The sequence below is a fragment of the Flavobacterium sp. LC2016-01 genome, assembly GCF_009711135.1.
In the GTDB taxonomy this organism is placed as follows: Bacteria; Bacteroidota; Bacteroidia; order Flavobacteriales; family Flavobacteriaceae; genus Flavobacterium.
On sequence record NZ_WMIC01000006.1, the window covers coordinates 211,916 to 229,179 of the forward strand.

Genomic DNA, 17,264 nt, shown 5'->3' on the forward strand with positions numbered 1-17,264 from the left:
TGTCGCAATGAAATTTACAGCAGAACAAATAGCAGGAATTTTAGAAGGAGAAGTTGTTGGGAATCCCAATGCAGAAGTTTCTCGGCTATCTAAAATAGAAGAAGGCGAAGAAGGATCGCTTACTTTTTTGGCTAACCCTAAGTATGTCAACTATATATATACTACAAAAGCGACAGTAACAATTGTTAACGACAGCTTTGTTCCAGAACAGGATATCACTACAACTTTAATAAAAGTTGAAGATGCTTACGCAGCTTTTTCTAAACTTTTGCATTTCTACAATCAGGTAAAATTAAATAAAACCGGAATTGAAGCGCAGTCTTTTATATCAGAAGGGACAAAATATGGAGAGAATTTATATTTAGGAAGCTTTAGTTATATAGGACAAAATGTAGTTTTAGGAAATAATGTTAAAATTTATCCAAACAGTTTTATTGGAGACAATGTGACAATTGGTGATAACGTTTTTGTTTTTGCAGGTGCAAAAATTTATTCTGAAACTATAATTGGAAACAATTGTACGATTCATTCAGGAACTATTATTGGAGCTGACGGTTTTGGTTTTGTGCCAAATGAAGAAGGAGTATATAGTAAAGTACCACAAATAGGTAATGTTATCATTGAAGATAATGTTGATATTGGTGCAAATACAACAATTGACAGAGCAACTCTTGGTTCTACGATTATCAGACAAGGAGTTAAGTTAGACAATCAAATTCAGATCGCTCATAATGTTGAAATTGGGAAAAACACAGTAATTGCTGCTCAAAGCGGTGTTGCTGGTTCTACTAAAATTGGAGAAAGCTGTATGATTGGCGGGCAGGTTGGTATCGCAGGCCATTTAATTATAGGGAATAATGTTAGACTTCAGGCGCAGTCTGGTGTTGCAAGAAACATTAAAGATGATGAAATTTTACAAGGTTCACCATCACTTGGATATAGTGATTTTAATAAATCATATGTTCACTTTAAAAACTTCCCTAAAATTGTTGCCGAAGTTGAAGAATTAAAAAAACAAATAATAAACCCAAAAAATGGAAATAATGGTTAAACAGAAGACCATCAAAAATGAAATTTCACTAACAGGCGTAGGATTACACACTGGAAAAGAAGTTACAATGACTTTTAAACCGGCTCCTATTAATAATGGTTTCACTTTTGTTAGAGTAGATTTGCAAGGTCAGCCAATTATTGAGGCTGATGCTAATTATGTTGTTAACACGCAAAGAGGTACTAATTTAGAAAAATTAGGTGTAAAAATACAAACTCCAGAACATGTTTTAGCAGCAGTAGTTGGGTGCGATTTGGATAATATTATTATTGAATTAGATGCATCTGAACTTCCAATTATGGATGGTTCATCAAAATATTTTGTTGAAGCAATTGAAAAGGCAGGAATAGAAGAACAAGACGCAAGCCGTAATGTTTATGTGGTAAAAGAAGTGATTTCATTTACTGACGAAGCAACAGGAAGCGAAATCCTTGTGATGCCTAGTGACGACTACCAAGTTACAGCAATGGTAGATTTTGGCACAAAAGTTTTAGGTACGCAAAATGCTACACTTAAAAGTATTTCCGATTTTAAAACTGAAATCGCAAGTTCAAGAACTTTCAGTTTCTTGCATGAATTAGAGTCTCTATTAGAAAACGGACTTATTAAAGGTGGTGATTTAAATAACGCCATTGTTTATGTAGACAAAGAGATTTCTGAGGCAACTATGGAAAATTTAAAGAAAGCCTTTGGTAAAGATGAAATTTCTGTAAAACCAAACGGAGTTTTAGACAATCTTACTTTGCATTATCCAAACGAAGCTGCAAGACACAAATTACTTGATGTTATTGGAGATTTGTCTTTAATTGGAGTTCGTATTCAAGGAAAAATTATTGCAAATAAGCCAGGTCATTTTGTAAACACTCAGTTTGCTAAAAAATTGGCTAAAATTATCAAAATAGAACAGAGAAATCACGTTCCAGTTTATGATTTAAATCAAGAGCCATTGATGGATATTCATAAAATTATGGCAATGTTGCCTCACAGACCTCCATTTTTGTTGATTGACAGAATTATCGAAATGTCTGATCGTCATGTTGTTGGTTTGAAAAATGTTACTATGAATGAAAATTTCTTTGTAGGACACTTTCCAGAAGCACCAGTTATGCCAGGAGTTTTAATTGTTGAAGCTATGGCACAGACAGGAGGGATTTTGGTTTTAAGCACGGTTCCAGATCCTGAAAATTATTTAACATATTTCATGAAAATTGACAATGTTAAGTTCAAACATAAAGTATTGCCTGGTGATACCTTAATTTTCAAATGCGAATTGATTTCTCCTATTAGAAGAGGAATCTGCCACATGCAGGCAAATGCTTATGCAAACGGAAAATTAGTTACTGAGGCAGAATTAATGGCACAAATCGCAAGAAAACAATAATTAATCAAATTTATTGTTTAGGTTTGTTGCCCTCAAATTAGACTATTTTAATTTAAAATATAAAACTTACAGATGAATCAACCATTAGCATATGTTCATCCTGGCGCTAAAATCGCTAAAAACGTTGTAATTGAGCCTTTTACAACAATTCACAATAATGTTGTTATTGGTGATGGTACTTGGATTGGTTCAAATGTGACCATCATGGAAGGTGCGCGTATTGGAAAAAATTGTAATATTTTTCCAGGAGCTGTAATTTCTGCGGTGCCACAAGATTTAAAATTTGGAGGAGAAGATTCTCTTGCTATTATTGGAGATAATTGTACTATTAGAGAATGTGTAACTATTAATAGAGGTACAGTTGCATCTGGACAGACTATTCTTGGAAACAATTGTCTAGTAATGGCTTATGCTCACATTGCACACGACTGCGAAATTGGAAATAACGCTATTATTGTAAATGGTGTAGCATTAGCAGGTCACGTAGTTGTTGGAAATCATGCAGTTATCGGTGGTTTAGCAGCGATTCACCAATTTATTCATATTGGAGATCACGCTATGATTTCAGGTGGATCTTTGGTTAGAAAAGACGTTCCGCCTTATACAAAAGCAGCGAAAGAGCCTTTGTCATACGTTGGAATCAATTCAGTTGGTTTAAGAAGAAGAGGTTTTAGTACTGAAAAAATTAGAGAAATTCAGGAAATCTACAGAATTTTATACCAAAAAAATTACAATACAACTCAAGCTTTAAGTATTATTGAAGCTGAAATGGAAGCGACTCCTGAGAGAGATGAAATTCTGGATTTTATCAGAAATTCATCACGAGGAATTATGAAAGGTTATTCAGGAAATTATTAAAATACCGTTTAACTGTTTATTTGTTTAATCGTTTGATCGAATAAACAATTAAACGAATAAACGATTCAACAAAAATTAAATAAAACAAACAAAAATGGCATCTACATCAGATATTAGAAACGGATTATGTATTAAATTCAATCACGATATTTATAAAATCGTTGAATTTCTTCACGTAAAACCTGGAAAAGGTCCTGCTTTCGTAAGAACAAAATTAAGAAGTTTAACTACAGGAAGAGTATTAGATAATACGTTTTCAGCAGGTCATAAAATTGACGTTATTCGTGTAGAAACACATAATTATCAGTTTTTATATGCTGAAGGAGATGAATTTCATTTTATGAATACAGAATCTTTTGAGCAGATTTCTTTGAATAAAAATATCTTGGACGCTCCAGGATTATTGAAAGAAGGAACAAGTGTAATGGTTCAGGTAAATACTGAAACTGATTTGCCTTTATCAGTAGATATGCCATCTTCAGTAATTCTTGAAGTTACATACGCTGAGCCAGGAGTAAAAGGAAATACAGCTACAAATGCTACAAAAAATGCAACAGTAGAAACTGGAGCATCGGTAAACGTTCCTTTATTCATCAACGAAGGTGATAAAATTAAAATTGATACAGCTTCAGGTTCTTACATGGAGCGTGTAAAAGAGTAGTTTATTGATTAAGATAATTTGTCAATGAGTCAATTAGATAATTTTTGAATAGGCATATTTTTGAACATTCATTTTCTAATTGACTCATTTTCTGATTGACACGTTTTCTAATTGACAAATTTTCTAATTATAACATATGAAATTTCCAAAGATTCATTCTTTACAAGAAATTGCAGATTTGCTTAACTGCGAATTTATAGGCGATAAAAACTTTGAGGTTTTAGGCATGAATGAAATTCATGTTGTAGAACCCGGTGATATTGTTTTTGTTGACCATCCTAAATATTATGACAAAGCTTTACAGTCTGCAGCAACTATTGTTTTGATCAATAAAAAAGTTGACTGCCCAGAAGGTAAAGCACTTTTAATTTCTGATGATCCTTTCAGAGATTTTAATACCTTAACCAAGCATTTTAAGCCTTTTCAATTTGCAAATGTGTCAATTTCATCTTCTGCAGAAATTGGAGAAGGTACATTAATACAGCCTAACAGCTTTATAGGCAACCATGTGAAAATTGGTAAAAACTGTCTGATACATTCAAATGTTTCTATTTACGATCATACTGTAATTGGAGATAATGTAATTATTCATGCCGGAACGATTTTAGGTGCAGACGCATTTTATTATAAAAAACGTCCGGATGGTTTTGATCAGTTAATTTCTGGTGGAAGAGTTGTTATTGAAGACAATGTTGGAATTGGTGCTCTTTGTACAATTGACAAAGGAGTGACCGGCGACACTACAATTGGTGAAGGAACTAAGTTGGACAATCAGGTTCATGTTGGACATGATACAGTGATCGGAAAAAAATGTTTAATTGCATCGCAGACCGGAATTGCAGGCTGTGTGGTTATTGAAGATGAAGTAACGATCTGGGGACAGGTAGGTACGACCAGTGGCATCACAATAGGAGCCAAGGCTGTTATTATGGGACAGACTGGCGTTACTAAATCGGTTGAAGGAGGAAAATCATATTTTGGAACTCCAATCGAAGAATCAAGAGAAAAGTTGAAACAATTGGCTAATATCAAAAAGATTCCTGAAATTCTAAATAAATTGAAATAATATGTCTATTAAAGAATTTGTTCAAAAATTTTATAAGTCAGATGCCTTAATTGATAGCGAGATCATGAAAATTTATTTGCATCCTGATGTAAAATTAGATTGGAACAGTACCAAAGGATTAATCGAAATGGATTATGATTCGATGCTCGCAATGGCTAATGAACTCAGTCGCGCGTATGTGCGTTCGAAGGTTAGAATTAGTCATATTATTGCCGAAGACGACTTGGTTTCAATACGTTATTCTCATTTTGTGAAAACGATTGAAAACCCGAGAGAAGAGATGTTATTGGCTCATTTTTCTACAATATGGCAAATTAAGGATGATAAATTGTACCGCGGTTATCAAATGAGTCAATTTTCTTAATTTTTTTGAAGACAAAAAGATTAAAATACATTACAAAACCTTACTTTTGCATCACAATTTTAAAAACTACATAAAATATATATCATGAGTGTTTTAGTTAATAAAGATTCCAAAATAATTGTTCAAGGATTTACAGGAAGCGAAGGAACTTTCCACGCTTCTCAAATGATTGAGTACGGTACTAATGTTGTTGGTGGTGTTACTCCAGGAAAAGGAGGAACTAGCCATTTAGATCGTCCGGTTTTTAACACAGTAAAAGATGCTGTTGATCAAGCTGGAGCTGATACATCTATCATTTTTGTACCACCAGCTTTTGCTGCTGATGCAATTATGGAAGCTGCTGATGCTGGAATTAAAGTAATTATTGCTATTACAGAAGGAATTCCTGTAGCAGATATGATTAAAGCAAATAATTATGTTAAAGAAAGAAATTCTAGATTAATTGGACCAAACTGTCCTGGAATTATTACTCCAGGTGAAGCTAAAGTTGGTATTATGCCAGGTTTCGTTTTCAAAAAAGGAACAGTTGGTATCGTTTCTAAATCAGGAACTTTAACTTACGAAGCTGCTGACCAAGTTGTAAAACAAGGTTTAGGAATCACTACAGCTATTGGAATTGGTGGAGATCCAATCATTGGAACTACAACTAAAGAAGCTGTTGAATTATTAATGAACGATCCAGAAACTGAAATTATCATCATGATTGGTGAAATTGGAGGTCAATTAGAAGCTGATGCAGCTAAATGGGTTAGAGCTGATGGTAACCGTAAACCAGTTGTTGGTTTTATCGCTGGAGAAACTGCTCCTGCTGGTAGAACAATGGGTCACGCTGGTGCTATTGTTGGTGGTTCTGACGATACTGCAGCTGCTAAAAAACAAATTATGAGAGACAACGGAATTCACGTTGTTGATTCACCAGCTGAAATTGGTAAAAAAGTAAAAGAAGTACTTGGATAATCTCCAAATAGTAAAATAATAAATTCCAAAAAAGTCTCAATATTTTGTTGAGACTTTTTTACATTTTTGGAATATTAAGGAAGATGAAAAAAACTTAGCGACTTAGCACCTTAGTATCTCAGAAGCTAAAACAAAATTATATGTATAAAGAATTAGAAAAGTTTAAAGCAAGCAACAGTTTTGCTTTTACTATTGAAGACAGTTTAGAAGAAGTTTGCAATGCACCGGAAGGAAGCGCTGGGATTTTTGTAGTCTATGCTGTTGAAGGAGGAGAGAAGGAGCTTATTATGGTAGGTTCTACAGGAACAGTTCAGAATGACGGAACTTTAAAAAGCAAAAATGGTGGTCTTTACGATAAGATTGTTAACGGACACCAATTTGCTAAAACTGGAAGAAAATATTCTTGGCCAGCTCAAATGAAATTAGAGGGCATTTCTGTACTTGAAGTAGTTTGGTACGAAACTTTCAATGCTGATGTGAAAGCAATTCCAACAGCTGTTGAAGGTTTGGTTTTGCAGAATTTCTTAGATGAAAATGCTAAATTGCCAAGATGGAATGTAGCTTTCTAAGAAAGAAATATTGATAAAATATATCGAAGCCTTACTTAAATAGTAAGGCTTTTTTGTTTTTTATAGATTATGGAGATTCATTTTGATGTAGAATCTTTGGAACACATTTTTTCAAAATTAAAGTTGTTATTGACTTGCTTATAATTCATATGTAATCGATTGCGTTAAGTTTATTATTAAAAAAATGTCTCTTTTATGTAAAAAAATTGTTTTTACAAGATCGCTTTTATATATTTATCGCACAATATGAAAGGATAATGTTAAAAAAAATACAATCCTTACATTAAATAAATCTCAATATAAGAGAATCTTGTCCCCAAAAATACCATGAAGAGTTCGACTTTACTATTTAATGTTGTTGATGATAATACGCTTTGGAATAAATTGAAAGATGGTGATGAACAATCATTTTCAATGTTATTCGAGAGATATTATGCCGATTTAGTACGATATGGAAATTCGCTTTCTCCATTTGAAGAAAAAGTTCAAGATTGCATTCAGGATGTTTTTACAGATGTTTGGATTTACAGAAGTTCTTTGCAGTCCTCAGTTGTTGTAAAAGCTTATTTGTTGTCAAGCGTACGTAAACGAATTGCACGTTTGCACGAACGGGATCATATTTTTCGAAAAACTGCCAGTACAGATTCAATTGCTTTTCTTCTTGAATTTTCAGTTGATCATGAGCTTTTAGACGAAGCGGATGATGATGCCAAAGGAAAAATAATTCATTTGAATAAACTGCTGAATGATTTGCCATCCAGACAAAAGGAAGCCTTATATCTTCGTTATCATCAAGGTCTTAGCGTAGAGCAGATTGCCGAAATGCTTGACGTGAATTATCAGTCAGCCAGTAATTTGCTGCACCGTGGATTAATGACGCTTCGCAGAGAATGGAAAGGCAGTTTTTCCTTATTTCTTCTGCTATCCGCAAGCAGTTTTTAATTTTATTTCAAAAAAAATAAAAAAAATCATAATTTAGTGAGTATATAATAAGAGTGCTGTCCTCTATGTTTTTGTAACCTTATTTTTAGATGCAAAAACGTAACACATATACTCAAATTGAAGACTTCTTGTCTGACGAATCATTCCAGTCATGGGTTTTGCTTAAAGCTGATCAAGACGGCTGGGAAGAGTGGACTTTAGAGAGCCGTCATCGTGCAAAACTTGTTCAGGATGCGAGACATTTGCTTTTAGCAATGAAAGTTCCAGAATCGAATTTATCGAAATCTGATATTCACAAAGCACTTCAAAATACTTGGCGTAAAATAGAAGAAAAGGAAAATCAAATTCTTTTTGGTAAAAATGCCGGCACAAAGTTTTTCAAAAACTACTTTTTTACTGGAATTGCAGCAAGTTTGTTTTTTTGCCTGCTGTCAGTCTGGTATTATAAAAATTATTATCCCGCTGATAATATTGTTACCTATAAAGAACTGATAGCTGAAAATAGTGAAGGATTGGTTGAACAGACAAACAATTCCAGCAATCCGCAAATTATTACACTGTCAGACGGCAGTTCTGTTTTATTACAGCCAAATAGTAAATTAAGTTACCCTAAAATCTTTACCGGGAACGAAAGAAAGGTGTATTTATCCGGCGAAGGTTTCTTTGAAATTAGTAAAAATCCTAAAAAGCCTTTTTTCGTTTACGCTAATGAGATTGTTACAAAGGTAGTTGGGACTAGTTTTAGAGTTAAAGCTTATTCTGATCAGCCTGATGTTGAAGTTCTTGTTCGCACCGGTAAAGTTAAGGTAAAGTCAAATGATCTGGTTTCGAAATCAGATCATCAGGAAGTGATACTTCTTCCTAATCAGGCACTTCGTTTTTTCAGAAGCGATTTAAAATTCAATAAAATCACAAATATTACTAAGGACAAAGCATTAGTACAGAGCGTGGGGAATATTGAGCAGTTAAGTTTTGAGTTTAGCGATATTCCGGTCTCTCAAATCTTCGAAACGATTGAACAGGCGTATCAGGTTAAGATCGATTATCCTAAAAATAAATTAAAAGACTGCCATTTGACCACTTCGCTCAGTGATCAGCCTTTGCCTGAAAAATTAAAAATTGTCTGTAAAAGTATCAGTGCCGAAACCAATTTTGAAATGAATGGAAATCAGGTTATTATAACATCTGAAGGGTGTAATTAATTCAATATTTTATAACTGTAATTATAAAGTGTTTTTGACTTTCATTCTTAAAATAAAACTAAAAAACCAAAGCTAAAAATTAACCAAAACCAAACTAATAGTATAAGCCTATGTAAAATAAAAATGCATAAAAAAAGTGCCGAAATGCTGTAACATTATCGACACTTATTAGATTGAATTTCTCTCTGTAAAGAGCAATTCAGTTCGTTTCTTAAAATACACGCGAATCAGTATTAATCAAAACAAACCAAAATTATGAAAAAACCAGTTGGTAAACAACGATTACTCCATCGAATCATGAAAATAACACTATTTCAGTTTGTCTTAGCACTTATATTTTCAAGTGTTACAATGGCAAACAGTGTAAATGGGCAGAAAAAATTAGATACTAAAGTTACAATTACAGTTGAAAATTTAACTTTAGACAACGCATTATCTAAAATTGAAAAGTCAGCACAAGTAAAATTTTCTTATAATTCAAGATTACCTCAATTAAACCAAAAAGTTAGTATTGAGGCAAATCAAGAAACTTTGGCTAGTATTCTTAACCGAATCCTAGCGCCTTTTAATATCACTTTTTCTGAAGTAAGCAATCAGATTGTTTTGCAAAAAAATGCAGTAGCAGATCCTTTTTCTGCGACAGCAAATCATGATGCCTTATTAAATATTTTTACTGCAGGTCCAATTATTAAAGGAAAAGTAACAGATGTTACAGGAAGTCCGCTTCCTGGTGCAACAGTAATGGCAAAAGGAACTAAAATTGCAGTTTTGACTGATTTTGATGGGAATTTCTCTATAGAAATGCCTGCAAATAGTACAACTTTAGTGATTTCTTATGTAGGAATGGAGACTAAAGAAATTGACACTTCAAATACTTCGCCAACTATTGTTTTGACTGAATTGGGTCAAAATTTAAAAGAAGTTGTGGTAACAACAGGTTATGAAAAAACTTCTAAAAGAACTTTTACGGGGGCAATTAGTAAAATTTCTGGTGCCGAATTAAAAGTTGATGGTGTAGTTGACGTAAGCCGAATGATCGAAGGAAAAGCTGCCGGGGTAACCGTGCAGAATGTTACAGGTACCTTTGGTACAGCTCCTAAAATTACCGTTCGTGGATCTTCTTCTATTTTTGGAGATACAAAACCTTTATGGGTAATTGACGGTGTTGTTCAGGAAGATATCATCAATATGTCGTTTGCAGATTTAGCTTCTGGAAATTCATCGACATTATTAAGTTCATCTGTAGCAGGTTTAAACGCAAACGACATTCAAAATATCGAAATTCTTAAAGATGCATCGGCTACGTCAATTTATGGTTCAAGATCGTTAAATGGGGTTGTAGTTGTAACTACCAAGGGAGGTCGTAGAGATTCTCCATTAAAAATAACATACGGTTTAGAACAAACTGTCAGAACGGTTCCAAACTACAGCCAGTATGATATTTTGAATTCTCAGGAGTCTATGAGTATTTTTAAGGAAATGGAAGCGAAAGGCTATCTTGATTTGCCTTCAACTGTAAATGGAAGATATGGAGGAGCATACAACATTTTAGGAAGAGCAATAAATACTTATAATCCTGAAACTGGAACTTATTTAGTGAATAATGATCCTGTTAGCCGTAATAATTTCTTAAAGAAATATGAATTAGCAAATACAGACTGGTTCGAGGTTTTATTTAGACCATCTATTACACAAAACCACTCTTTGAGTTTTTCTGGCGGAGGAAAAAACAATACGTTCTATGCTTCGTTAGGCTACTATACAGATCCAGGATGGACTATTGCTGATGATGTAAAACAAATATCAAGTAACCTAAAAGGTACATTTTTTATAAATGATAAATTGAATATTACCTTATCTACGTTAGCTTCTATTCGTGATCAGGGTGCGCCTGGAAGTTATGAAAGCGAAAAAGATGTTGTTTTTGGAAAAGTAACACGTGATTTTGATATCAATCCATTCAACTATGTATTAAATACAAGCAGAACTTTGCGTCCTTACGATGAAAATGGTAATCTGGAATACTATAGAAATAACTGGGCAAAAATGAATATTGTGAACGAATTGGCCAACAATTATATGGAAATTGAGGTTAAGGATATTCGTTTTCAATTGGATTTAGATTATAAAATATCTAAGCATTTGAATTATAACTTAACAGGTTCTGCGCGTTATGCCAATACAAGTCGTGAGCATAAAATTTTAGAAGGCTCAAATGTTGTAGGCGCTTATAAAGCGGGTACGCCAGAAGGTGAAGACGGGGTAAATACATTGGTAAGAAATGATAATATTTTTTTATATCAGGACCCGAATGACTTAAACGCTCCTAAAGTTTCTGTTTTACCAAATGGAGGTTTCTTAAGAAAATTTACAAATGATATGACTTCTTATAACTTAAGAAACAGTATCAATTATAGAAATATTTTTAACGAAAAACATGAGGTTGAAGGTTTATTTGGAACTGAAATGAGAGTCGTAGATCGATCTAGCGATAATTTTACAGCTGCAGGTTTACAATACGACAGAGGTTTAACGGCCTTTACTGATCCAAGATTAATTGAAAAAATTATCAATGGAGGAGATTCTTATTATGGATTCAATGAAGAAAAAGAAAGAACAGTTGGTTTCTTCGGGAAAGTAGGATATACTTATGATCGTCGTTATACGGCTTCTGTTACAGGACGTTATGATGGGTCAAACAGACAAGGAAATAGTGATTCATCAAGATGGCTGCCAACTTATACTTTTAGTGGAAAATGGAATGTTGCTGAAGAAAAATTTATGAAAAATGTTGAATCAGTAAATACTTTAGCATTAAGAGCTTCTTACGGTTTAACAGCTACAGCGGGACCTGCAACAAACTCTTTGGCTATTTACAAAAGTTATGTAACAGATCGTTTTAATCTTGATGACAGAGAAACAGGAATTAGAATTGACGAATTACAAAACGGAGATTTAACTTGGGAAAAGCAATTCGAAACGAACATTGGAGTTGATCTGGGAATGTTCAATAACAGAGTGCAGTTCACTACTGATGTCTATCGTCGTAAAGCATTTGACTTAGTTGATTACGTAATTACTTCCGGAATTGGAGGTCAAAGAATCAGACAAGGAAATAATGCTGATATGGAAACAAAAGGTTTAGAGGTTGCTTTTACAACTAAAAACTTTGATAACAGAGATTTCAAATGGTCTACAACGATGAATTTTTCAGTTTATAATCAGGAAATTACAAGATTGGAAAATACGCCAACTGCATTTGATTTGATTGATGCAAATGGAGGAAATACATTAGGACATCCAAGAAATTCATTGTACTCTTATCAATTTACAGGCTTAAACAATCAAGGTCTTCCAACGTTCATTTTACAAGACGGAGCTGTGAATAATATTACAGAAGCTAATTTTCAGGATAATTTAAATGTGACGAAATATTTAAAATATGAAGGATCAATTGAGCCAAATAAATCTATTGGTTTAGCCAATACATTCACGTACAAAAACTGGTCTTTATATGTGTTTTTTGTTGGATCAGGAGGAAACAAAGTTCGTTTAAATCCAATTTACGACAGTACTTATGATGATTTAACGGTATTCACAAAAGATTTCACAAACCGCTGGATCAATCCGGGCGATGAAAATTTCACTGATGTTCCAGTTATCGCAGACAGACGTTTAAATGCTAATTATGATGGAGCGAGAAACCTTGCAAAAGCATACAACACCTATAATTATTCAGATGTTCGTATTGCAGACGGTGATTTTGTAAGATTAAAAAACATATCATTAAGTTGGGAATTTCCTAGTGATTTCAAGAAAAAAATAGGAGTAAGTACATTTACTTTAAAAGGATCAGCGGTTAATCCATGGCTAATTTATTCTGATAAAAGATTAAACGGTCAGGATCCTGAATTTCGTAATTCTGGAGGAGTTGCTTTACCAGTAACCTCTCAATACACATTTACTTTAAACCTTTCATTATAATATTCAAAATCATGAAAAACTTAAAAATAGCATTATCCCTGTTAATACTTATATGTATTTCTAGCTGTGATGATTTCCTTTCAGAAAAGCCAGATAACAGAACCGAAATTGATACGCCTGCAAAAATATCAGAGTTGTTAGTAGAAGCGTACCCAAAAATGAGTTATTTCGAGATTGCTGAAACAATGTCTGACAACGTTTTTGATAGCGGATTGCCAGAAACATTACAAAAAAACGAGCAAAACTATAATTGGTTAATTCAAACCGAAACAACGGATATTGATACACAGGCCTACTATTGGGATGCTTGTTATAATGCCATTGCGCACGCCAATAAGGCTTTGGAAGCAATTGACCAATTAGGAAATCCTGCAAGCCTTAATCCGCAAAAAGGAGAAGCACTTGTAGCAAGAGCTTATTCTCATTTTATGTTAGTTTCACTTTGGTCAAAACGTTATAATCCTGCAACAGCAGCTTCAGATCTAGGAATTCCGTATGTAACAAAACCGGAAACTGAATTATTGACTAAATACAAAAGAAATACGGTTGCTGAAGTTTTTAGTTTTATAGAAAAAGACTTAGAAGAAGGTTTGAAATTGGTAACAAACGATTACAAAGAGCCTAAATTTCACTTTAATATTAATGCGTCAAAAGCTTTTGCAAGCAGATTTTATTTAGTGAAAGGAAATTGGGACAGAGTTCTTGAATTGTCTAACGATTTTGCAACAAAGCCAGTAGGCAAATTAAGAGATTATTCCTCTTACGAATCTATAGGTGTTGAAGATCAGCAATTAAAATATGGAGCCAGTAATATTGAAACTAATTTATTAATAGTTTCTGCTAATACAATTGTGAGCAGAGCATATTATTTAAATCGTTTTAACTTGTCCGGAACACGTCAAACAGATGTTTTTGGTGGAACGACAAACCTTTTTGGGAAAGCATATTACTATAACCTTTATTCGTCAAACAGCAGTATTACTTTATTTGTTCCAAAGTTCTATGAGTACTTTAAATATTCTAATGTAACTGCTGGAATTGGAGATCCATATGTTGCTGAAGTTTTACTAAGTAATGATGAGTTTTTCTTAAACCGAATCGAAGCACACGTTATGAAAGGTCAGACTGCTATAGCGAATGAAGAACTGGAATATTTTTTAGCTACAAGAACACCAACGTATAATAGTACAACAGATAAAGTTACAGAAGCAAAAGTGGTAGCAAAATTCCCGGTTATTGCAGATGAATACACACCATTCTATCCAATGACAGCGGTACAGACTTCTTATATAAAAGCGATTGCAGAAACAAGAAGAAGAGATTTTATACATGAAGGATTAAGATGGTTTGATATTAAGCGTTTTAACATTGTTGTGAAGCATGAAACGGCAAATAAGCCGGTTAATACATTAGCAAAAGATGATAACCGCAGAGCATTGCAAATTCCATTGCATGCATCAAACACTGGCGTTGAACTAAATCCTAGATAACTAAAAATTAAAATTATGAAATTATTAAAATATAATAAAATTGCGGTTTTAGCACTAGTTTCGATCACTCTAATTTCATGTGGTAATGACGAAATGCCAGGAGAAAGTCAGTTAGACTATACACAACCAGCAAAAACAACTTTAGATAATTGGATCACAAATGCTTATGTGAAGCCTTATAATATTAATGTACAATATAAGTGGAATCAAAATACAGTTGATAACAGTCGTTATTTATTTCCTCCAACAGTTGATAAAGTACAGCCTGCGCTGGAAATTGTACAGACAATCTGGCTTAAAAGTTATGCAACAATCGGAGGTCCTGATTTCGTAAAGAAAATAGCGCCAAGAGAAATTGTTTTAGTAGGAGGGGTGAATTTAAATAGTGTAGGTACAAGAACTTTAGGTTTGGCAGAAGGCGGACAGCGTGTTACCTTGTTTGAAACTGATTATATTGATAAATCAAATCGAGCAAACGTTTCGGAGTTTATACATACCATTCAGCACGAGTACATCCATATTTTAAATCAAAATAAACCTTTTGACGAAAAAGCATGGAAACTTTTAACGCCTGGTGGTTATACGGCAGATTGGTATAATTATGAGATACCGGAATCCAATGAGCTTGGATTTATCACAAGTTATGCAAGATCAAACATCAACGAGGATTTTGCTGAAACTGCTTCAATGATATTAATCTATTCAAAAGCGGAATATGCTTCATTTTTAGCTGGCATTAAAAGCCCAACTGCTCTTGCAGCCTTAAAAGCAAAAGAAGCAATCGTAGTGAAATATTTTAAAGAAGCTTTCAATATGGATTTTTATGCTTTGAGAGATGAAGCCGAAAAAAATACAACAGCTGTAATAAATAATTAAAAAAAGTATTATGAAAATGAAAGATATATTTAAGTACTTATTTGCAACGCTTTTGGTGTTGTACTTGAGCAGCTGTAGCAATAATACAGATGCGGAACAAAATTTTGATCAAACGCCAACAGAGCGATTAAATGCTCAAAAAAGTGAATTAAATAATTTGTTGCTTTCTTCAGAATTTGGTTGGAAAGCAGTTTATTTTACAGATAATACTGTTTTAGGCGGATATACACATTTGTTCAAATTTGCCAAAGACGGAACGGTACAAATGGCTTCAGATTTTGATAGCGATACTAACGTTTATAAAAGCGAGTACGAAGTTCAGTTAGGAAGCACGGTCAGTGTAGTTTTTACTACCAGAAATAGAATTCATCTTTTGTCAGAGTCAGACAATTACCCGATTCCTGCTTTAAGAGCAAAAGGGTATTTAGGAGATTTTCAGTTTTTATATTATGGACAGGAAAATGGTGAAATCATTTTTAGAACAAATAGAAGTGGAGAGGAATTACGTTTTGTAAAAGCAACGGCTAATGACTGGACAGATCTTCCTAAAAATATTATAATGGAGCAAAATGTTGTTGGAGGAGATGACAGACCACTTTTTAGACTGCTTGAAACAAACGATGGTAAAGCAATTCATAAATTTGATTTTTCATTTAGTGCAGTAACTCGTTTTGCAGAATCAAACTCTATAGAAAGTGGTTATACTGTGAGTTACAATATGGGAGTTGGATACACACCAACCGGAATCGTAGTGAGTCCTGCGGTTGAAGTAGGAGGACAGAAATTGACGAATTTCATATACAACAGTACGGATGGAAGTTTTACAGCAACAGGAACAAATGGGGTAACTGCTGTTATAAAATATACAGACAAACCCTTAGTTCTTACAGATGATTATAAAATAATGCTTCCTGGACAGCCAGTTGCTTGGTTTGGATTCTTTACTGATGACTATACTGTAGAAGCACAGACTAATTCACCATTGTTTTATGCGGAATTGGAAAAAATTAATGCATCCTTACCAGCAGGGCAAAGTATTGCTTCGGTTGAAATATATAGTAATCATGCCATTGGAACCTTTATTTATTACACTTTCGTAGGAAGATCACCGTTGCAGCATCATGTAACTATTCAAGAGGATGCCGCTGGTAAGAAAATAATTCTGAAACATAAATCATGGAACGGAAATACGACTGTAGCCACACCGGCTTTCCTTGCAAGTTTTGATAAATATCTTATGGATCCTAACGGAATTTATGTGAAAAAAGAAAATTTCAGATTAGTTTATAGCAATACTGTTTATACGTTTACGAGTTCATCAAGTCCGTTTAGAATGACGACTTGGAAGCTTAATTAATTTTTAGTTTTGTTTTTAATTTTGGGGAAAAGCAGCTCATTTTGTGAGTTGCTTTTTTTCTCTAAAACAAAGAAGTAACATAGTTTTTATGTAAGAATTTCGAATATAAATTAGTAATTAAAATATTCAAAATTATGATGAGAAAAATTATAACACCAGTAATCACTATTTTCTTTTTCTGGGGATTAGTATTAGTGACATTTTCAGAATCATATCCGCAGTACACTAGATATTATTTGTACGCATCTATTCTTGTAATTCTTCCAATAATGATTTTTGATCTTAGAAAACAGAGAAAAGAAGACAAAGAAAATGGAACAGTAAAATTTCAATCGGCCATTTATAGAATGCTTATTATGGCAGTAATGTTAGGAATCGCGTATTTTATAACGAAACAAAATCACATCTAAATTTATACTTTTGTTTTTATTTTTTTGAGCGAAAAGCAACTCCTGTTTTGGAGTTGCTTTTTTTCTTGTTTAGGAAGATTATATGCCATTTTTTGC

15 protein-coding genes are annotated in these 17,264 nt (G+C 33.4%); all 15 read left to right on the forward strand.

Going from position 1 to position 17,264, the window contains the following annotated elements; genetic code table 11:
• Positions 1-7: 7 nt before the first annotated feature.
• Positions 8-1,051 (forward strand): UDP-3-O-(3-hydroxymyristoyl)glucosamine N-acyltransferase, encoded by a 1,044-nt coding sequence (gene lpxD, locus GKZ88_RS13970; protein WP_155102975.1) that lies wholly within the window; start codon positions 8-10, stop codon positions 1,049-1,051.
• Positions 1,044-2,432, forward strand: coding sequence for a bifunctional UDP-3-O-[3-hydroxymyristoyl] N-acetylglucosamine deacetylase/3-hydroxyacyl-ACP dehydratase (locus tag GKZ88_RS13975; protein ID WP_155102976.1), 1,389 nt, complete (start codon positions 1,044-1,046; stop codon positions 2,430-2,432). The genes lpxD and GKZ88_RS13975 overlap by 8 nt, the downstream gene beginning before the upstream one ends.
• A 72-nt stretch (positions 2,433-2,504) precedes the next feature.
• A complete protein-coding gene (gene lpxA, locus GKZ88_RS13980) occupies positions 2,505-3,290 on the forward strand; it encodes an acyl-ACP--UDP-N-acetylglucosamine O-acyltransferase (RefSeq protein WP_029270176.1) in 786 nt (261 codons plus the stop codon).
• 94 nt (positions 3,291-3,384) lie between these two features.
• Positions 3,385-3,951 (forward strand): elongation factor P, encoded by a 567-nt coding sequence (efp, locus tag GKZ88_RS13985; RefSeq protein ID WP_099712374.1) that lies wholly within the window; start codon positions 3,385-3,387, stop codon positions 3,949-3,951.
• Positions 3,952-4,087: 136 nt separating this feature from the next.
• The gene (locus GKZ88_RS13990; protein ID WP_155102977.1) at positions 4,088-5,017 is read left to right on the forward strand and encodes a UDP-3-O-(3-hydroxymyristoyl)glucosamine N-acyltransferase; all 930 of its coding nucleotides are present in this window, start codon (positions 4,088-4,090) and stop codon (positions 5,015-5,017) included.
• Position 5,018: 1 nt separating this feature from the next.
• Positions 5,019-5,381: a nuclear transport factor 2 family protein gene (locus GKZ88_RS13995; protein WP_155102978.1), complete on the forward strand. Its 363-nt coding sequence runs from the start codon at positions 5,019-5,021 to the stop codon at positions 5,379-5,381.
• A gap of 84 nt (positions 5,382-5,465) precedes the next feature.
• Positions 5,466-6,338: a succinate--CoA ligase subunit alpha gene (gene sucD, locus GKZ88_RS14000; protein ID WP_026985154.1), complete on the forward strand. Its 873-nt coding sequence runs from the start codon at positions 5,466-5,468 to the stop codon at positions 6,336-6,338.
• A 140-nt stretch (positions 6,339-6,478) separates the two neighbouring features.
• Positions 6,479-6,907: a hypothetical protein gene (locus GKZ88_RS14005; RefSeq protein ID WP_155102979.1), complete on the forward strand. Its 429-nt coding sequence runs from the start codon at positions 6,479-6,481 to the stop codon at positions 6,905-6,907.
• A 327-nt stretch (positions 6,908-7,234) separates the two neighbouring features.
• Positions 7,235-7,849 carry a sigma-70 family RNA polymerase sigma factor gene (locus GKZ88_RS14010; protein ID WP_155102980.1) on the forward strand — a complete coding sequence of 205 codons (615 nt, stop codon included), beginning with the start codon at positions 7,235-7,237 and terminating at the stop codon, positions 7,847-7,849.
• A gap of 89 nt (positions 7,850-7,938) precedes the next feature.
• Positions 7,939-9,051: a FecR family protein gene (locus tag GKZ88_RS14015; RefSeq protein WP_155102981.1), complete on the forward strand. Its 1,113-nt coding sequence runs from the start codon at positions 7,939-7,941 to the stop codon at positions 9,049-9,051.
• Between the two features lie 255 nt (positions 9,052-9,306).
• Positions 9,307-13,035 carry a SusC/RagA family TonB-linked outer membrane protein gene (locus tag GKZ88_RS14020; protein WP_155102982.1) on the forward strand — a complete coding sequence of 1,243 codons (3,729 nt, stop codon included), beginning with the start codon at positions 9,307-9,309 and terminating at the stop codon, positions 13,033-13,035.
• Between the two features lie 11 nt (positions 13,036-13,046).
• Complete coding sequence (locus GKZ88_RS14025; protein ID WP_155102983.1) at positions 13,047-14,525, forward strand: RagB/SusD family nutrient uptake outer membrane protein; 1,479 nt, start codon at positions 13,047-13,049, stop codon at positions 14,523-14,525.
• Between the two features lie 15 nt (positions 14,526-14,540).
• The gene (locus GKZ88_RS14030) at positions 14,541-15,401 is read left to right on the forward strand and encodes a substrate import-associated zinc metallohydrolase lipoprotein (RefSeq protein ID WP_155102984.1); all 861 of its coding nucleotides are present in this window, start codon (positions 14,541-14,543) and stop codon (positions 15,399-15,401) included.
• 16 nt (positions 15,402-15,417) lie between these two features.
• A complete protein-coding gene (locus tag GKZ88_RS14035) occupies positions 15,418-16,758 on the forward strand; it encodes a DUF4302 domain-containing protein (RefSeq protein WP_347343880.1) in 1,341 nt (446 codons plus the stop codon).
• A gap of 134 nt (positions 16,759-16,892) precedes the next feature.
• Entirely contained in the window at positions 16,893-17,168 is a 276-nt protein-coding gene (locus tag GKZ88_RS14040) for a hypothetical protein (protein ID WP_155102986.1), read from the forward strand.
• Positions 17,169-17,264: the final 96 nt, after the last annotated feature.

Coding starts and splice junctions, on each gene's coding strand:
- GKZ88_RS14035 (WP_347343880.1), top strand. CDS start 15,418: ATGAAAGATATATTTAAGTACTTATTTGCAACGCTTTTGGTGTTGTAC.
- lpxD (WP_155102975.1), top strand. CDS start 8: ATGAAATTTACAGCAGAACAAATAGCAGGAATTTTAGAAGGAGAAGTT.
- GKZ88_RS13975 (WP_155102976.1), top strand. CDS start 1,044: ATGGTTAAACAGAAGACCATCAAAAATGAAATTTCACTAACAGGCGTA.
- sucD (WP_026985154.1), top strand. CDS start 5,466: ATGAGTGTTTTAGTTAATAAAGATTCCAAAATAATTGTTCAAGGATTT.
- GKZ88_RS14030 (WP_155102984.1), top strand. CDS start 14,541: ATGAAATTATTAAAATATAATAAAATTGCGGTTTTAGCACTAGTTTCG.
- GKZ88_RS14015 (WP_155102981.1), top strand. CDS start 7,939: ATGCAAAAACGTAACACATATACTCAAATTGAAGACTTCTTGTCTGAC.
- GKZ88_RS14025 (WP_155102983.1), top strand. CDS start 13,047: ATGAAAAACTTAAAAATAGCATTATCCCTGTTAATACTTATATGTATT.
- efp (WP_099712374.1), top strand. CDS start 3,385: ATGGCATCTACATCAGATATTAGAAACGGATTATGTATTAAATTCAAT.
- GKZ88_RS13995 (WP_155102978.1), top strand. CDS start 5,019: ATGTCTATTAAAGAATTTGTTCAAAAATTTTATAAGTCAGATGCCTTA.
- GKZ88_RS14020 (WP_155102982.1), top strand. CDS start 9,307: ATGAAAAAACCAGTTGGTAAACAACGATTACTCCATCGAATCATGAAA.
- GKZ88_RS13990 (WP_155102977.1), top strand. CDS start 4,088: ATGAAATTTCCAAAGATTCATTCTTTACAAGAAATTGCAGATTTGCTT.
- GKZ88_RS14005 (WP_155102979.1), top strand. CDS start 6,479: ATGTATAAAGAATTAGAAAAGTTTAAAGCAAGCAACAGTTTTGCTTTT.
- GKZ88_RS14040 (WP_155102986.1), top strand. CDS start 16,893: ATGATGAGAAAAATTATAACACCAGTAATCACTATTTTCTTTTTCTGG.
- lpxA (WP_029270176.1), top strand. CDS start 2,505: ATGAATCAACCATTAGCATATGTTCATCCTGGCGCTAAAATCGCTAAA.
- GKZ88_RS14010 (WP_155102980.1), top strand. CDS start 7,235: ATGAAGAGTTCGACTTTACTATTTAATGTTGTTGATGATAATACGCTT.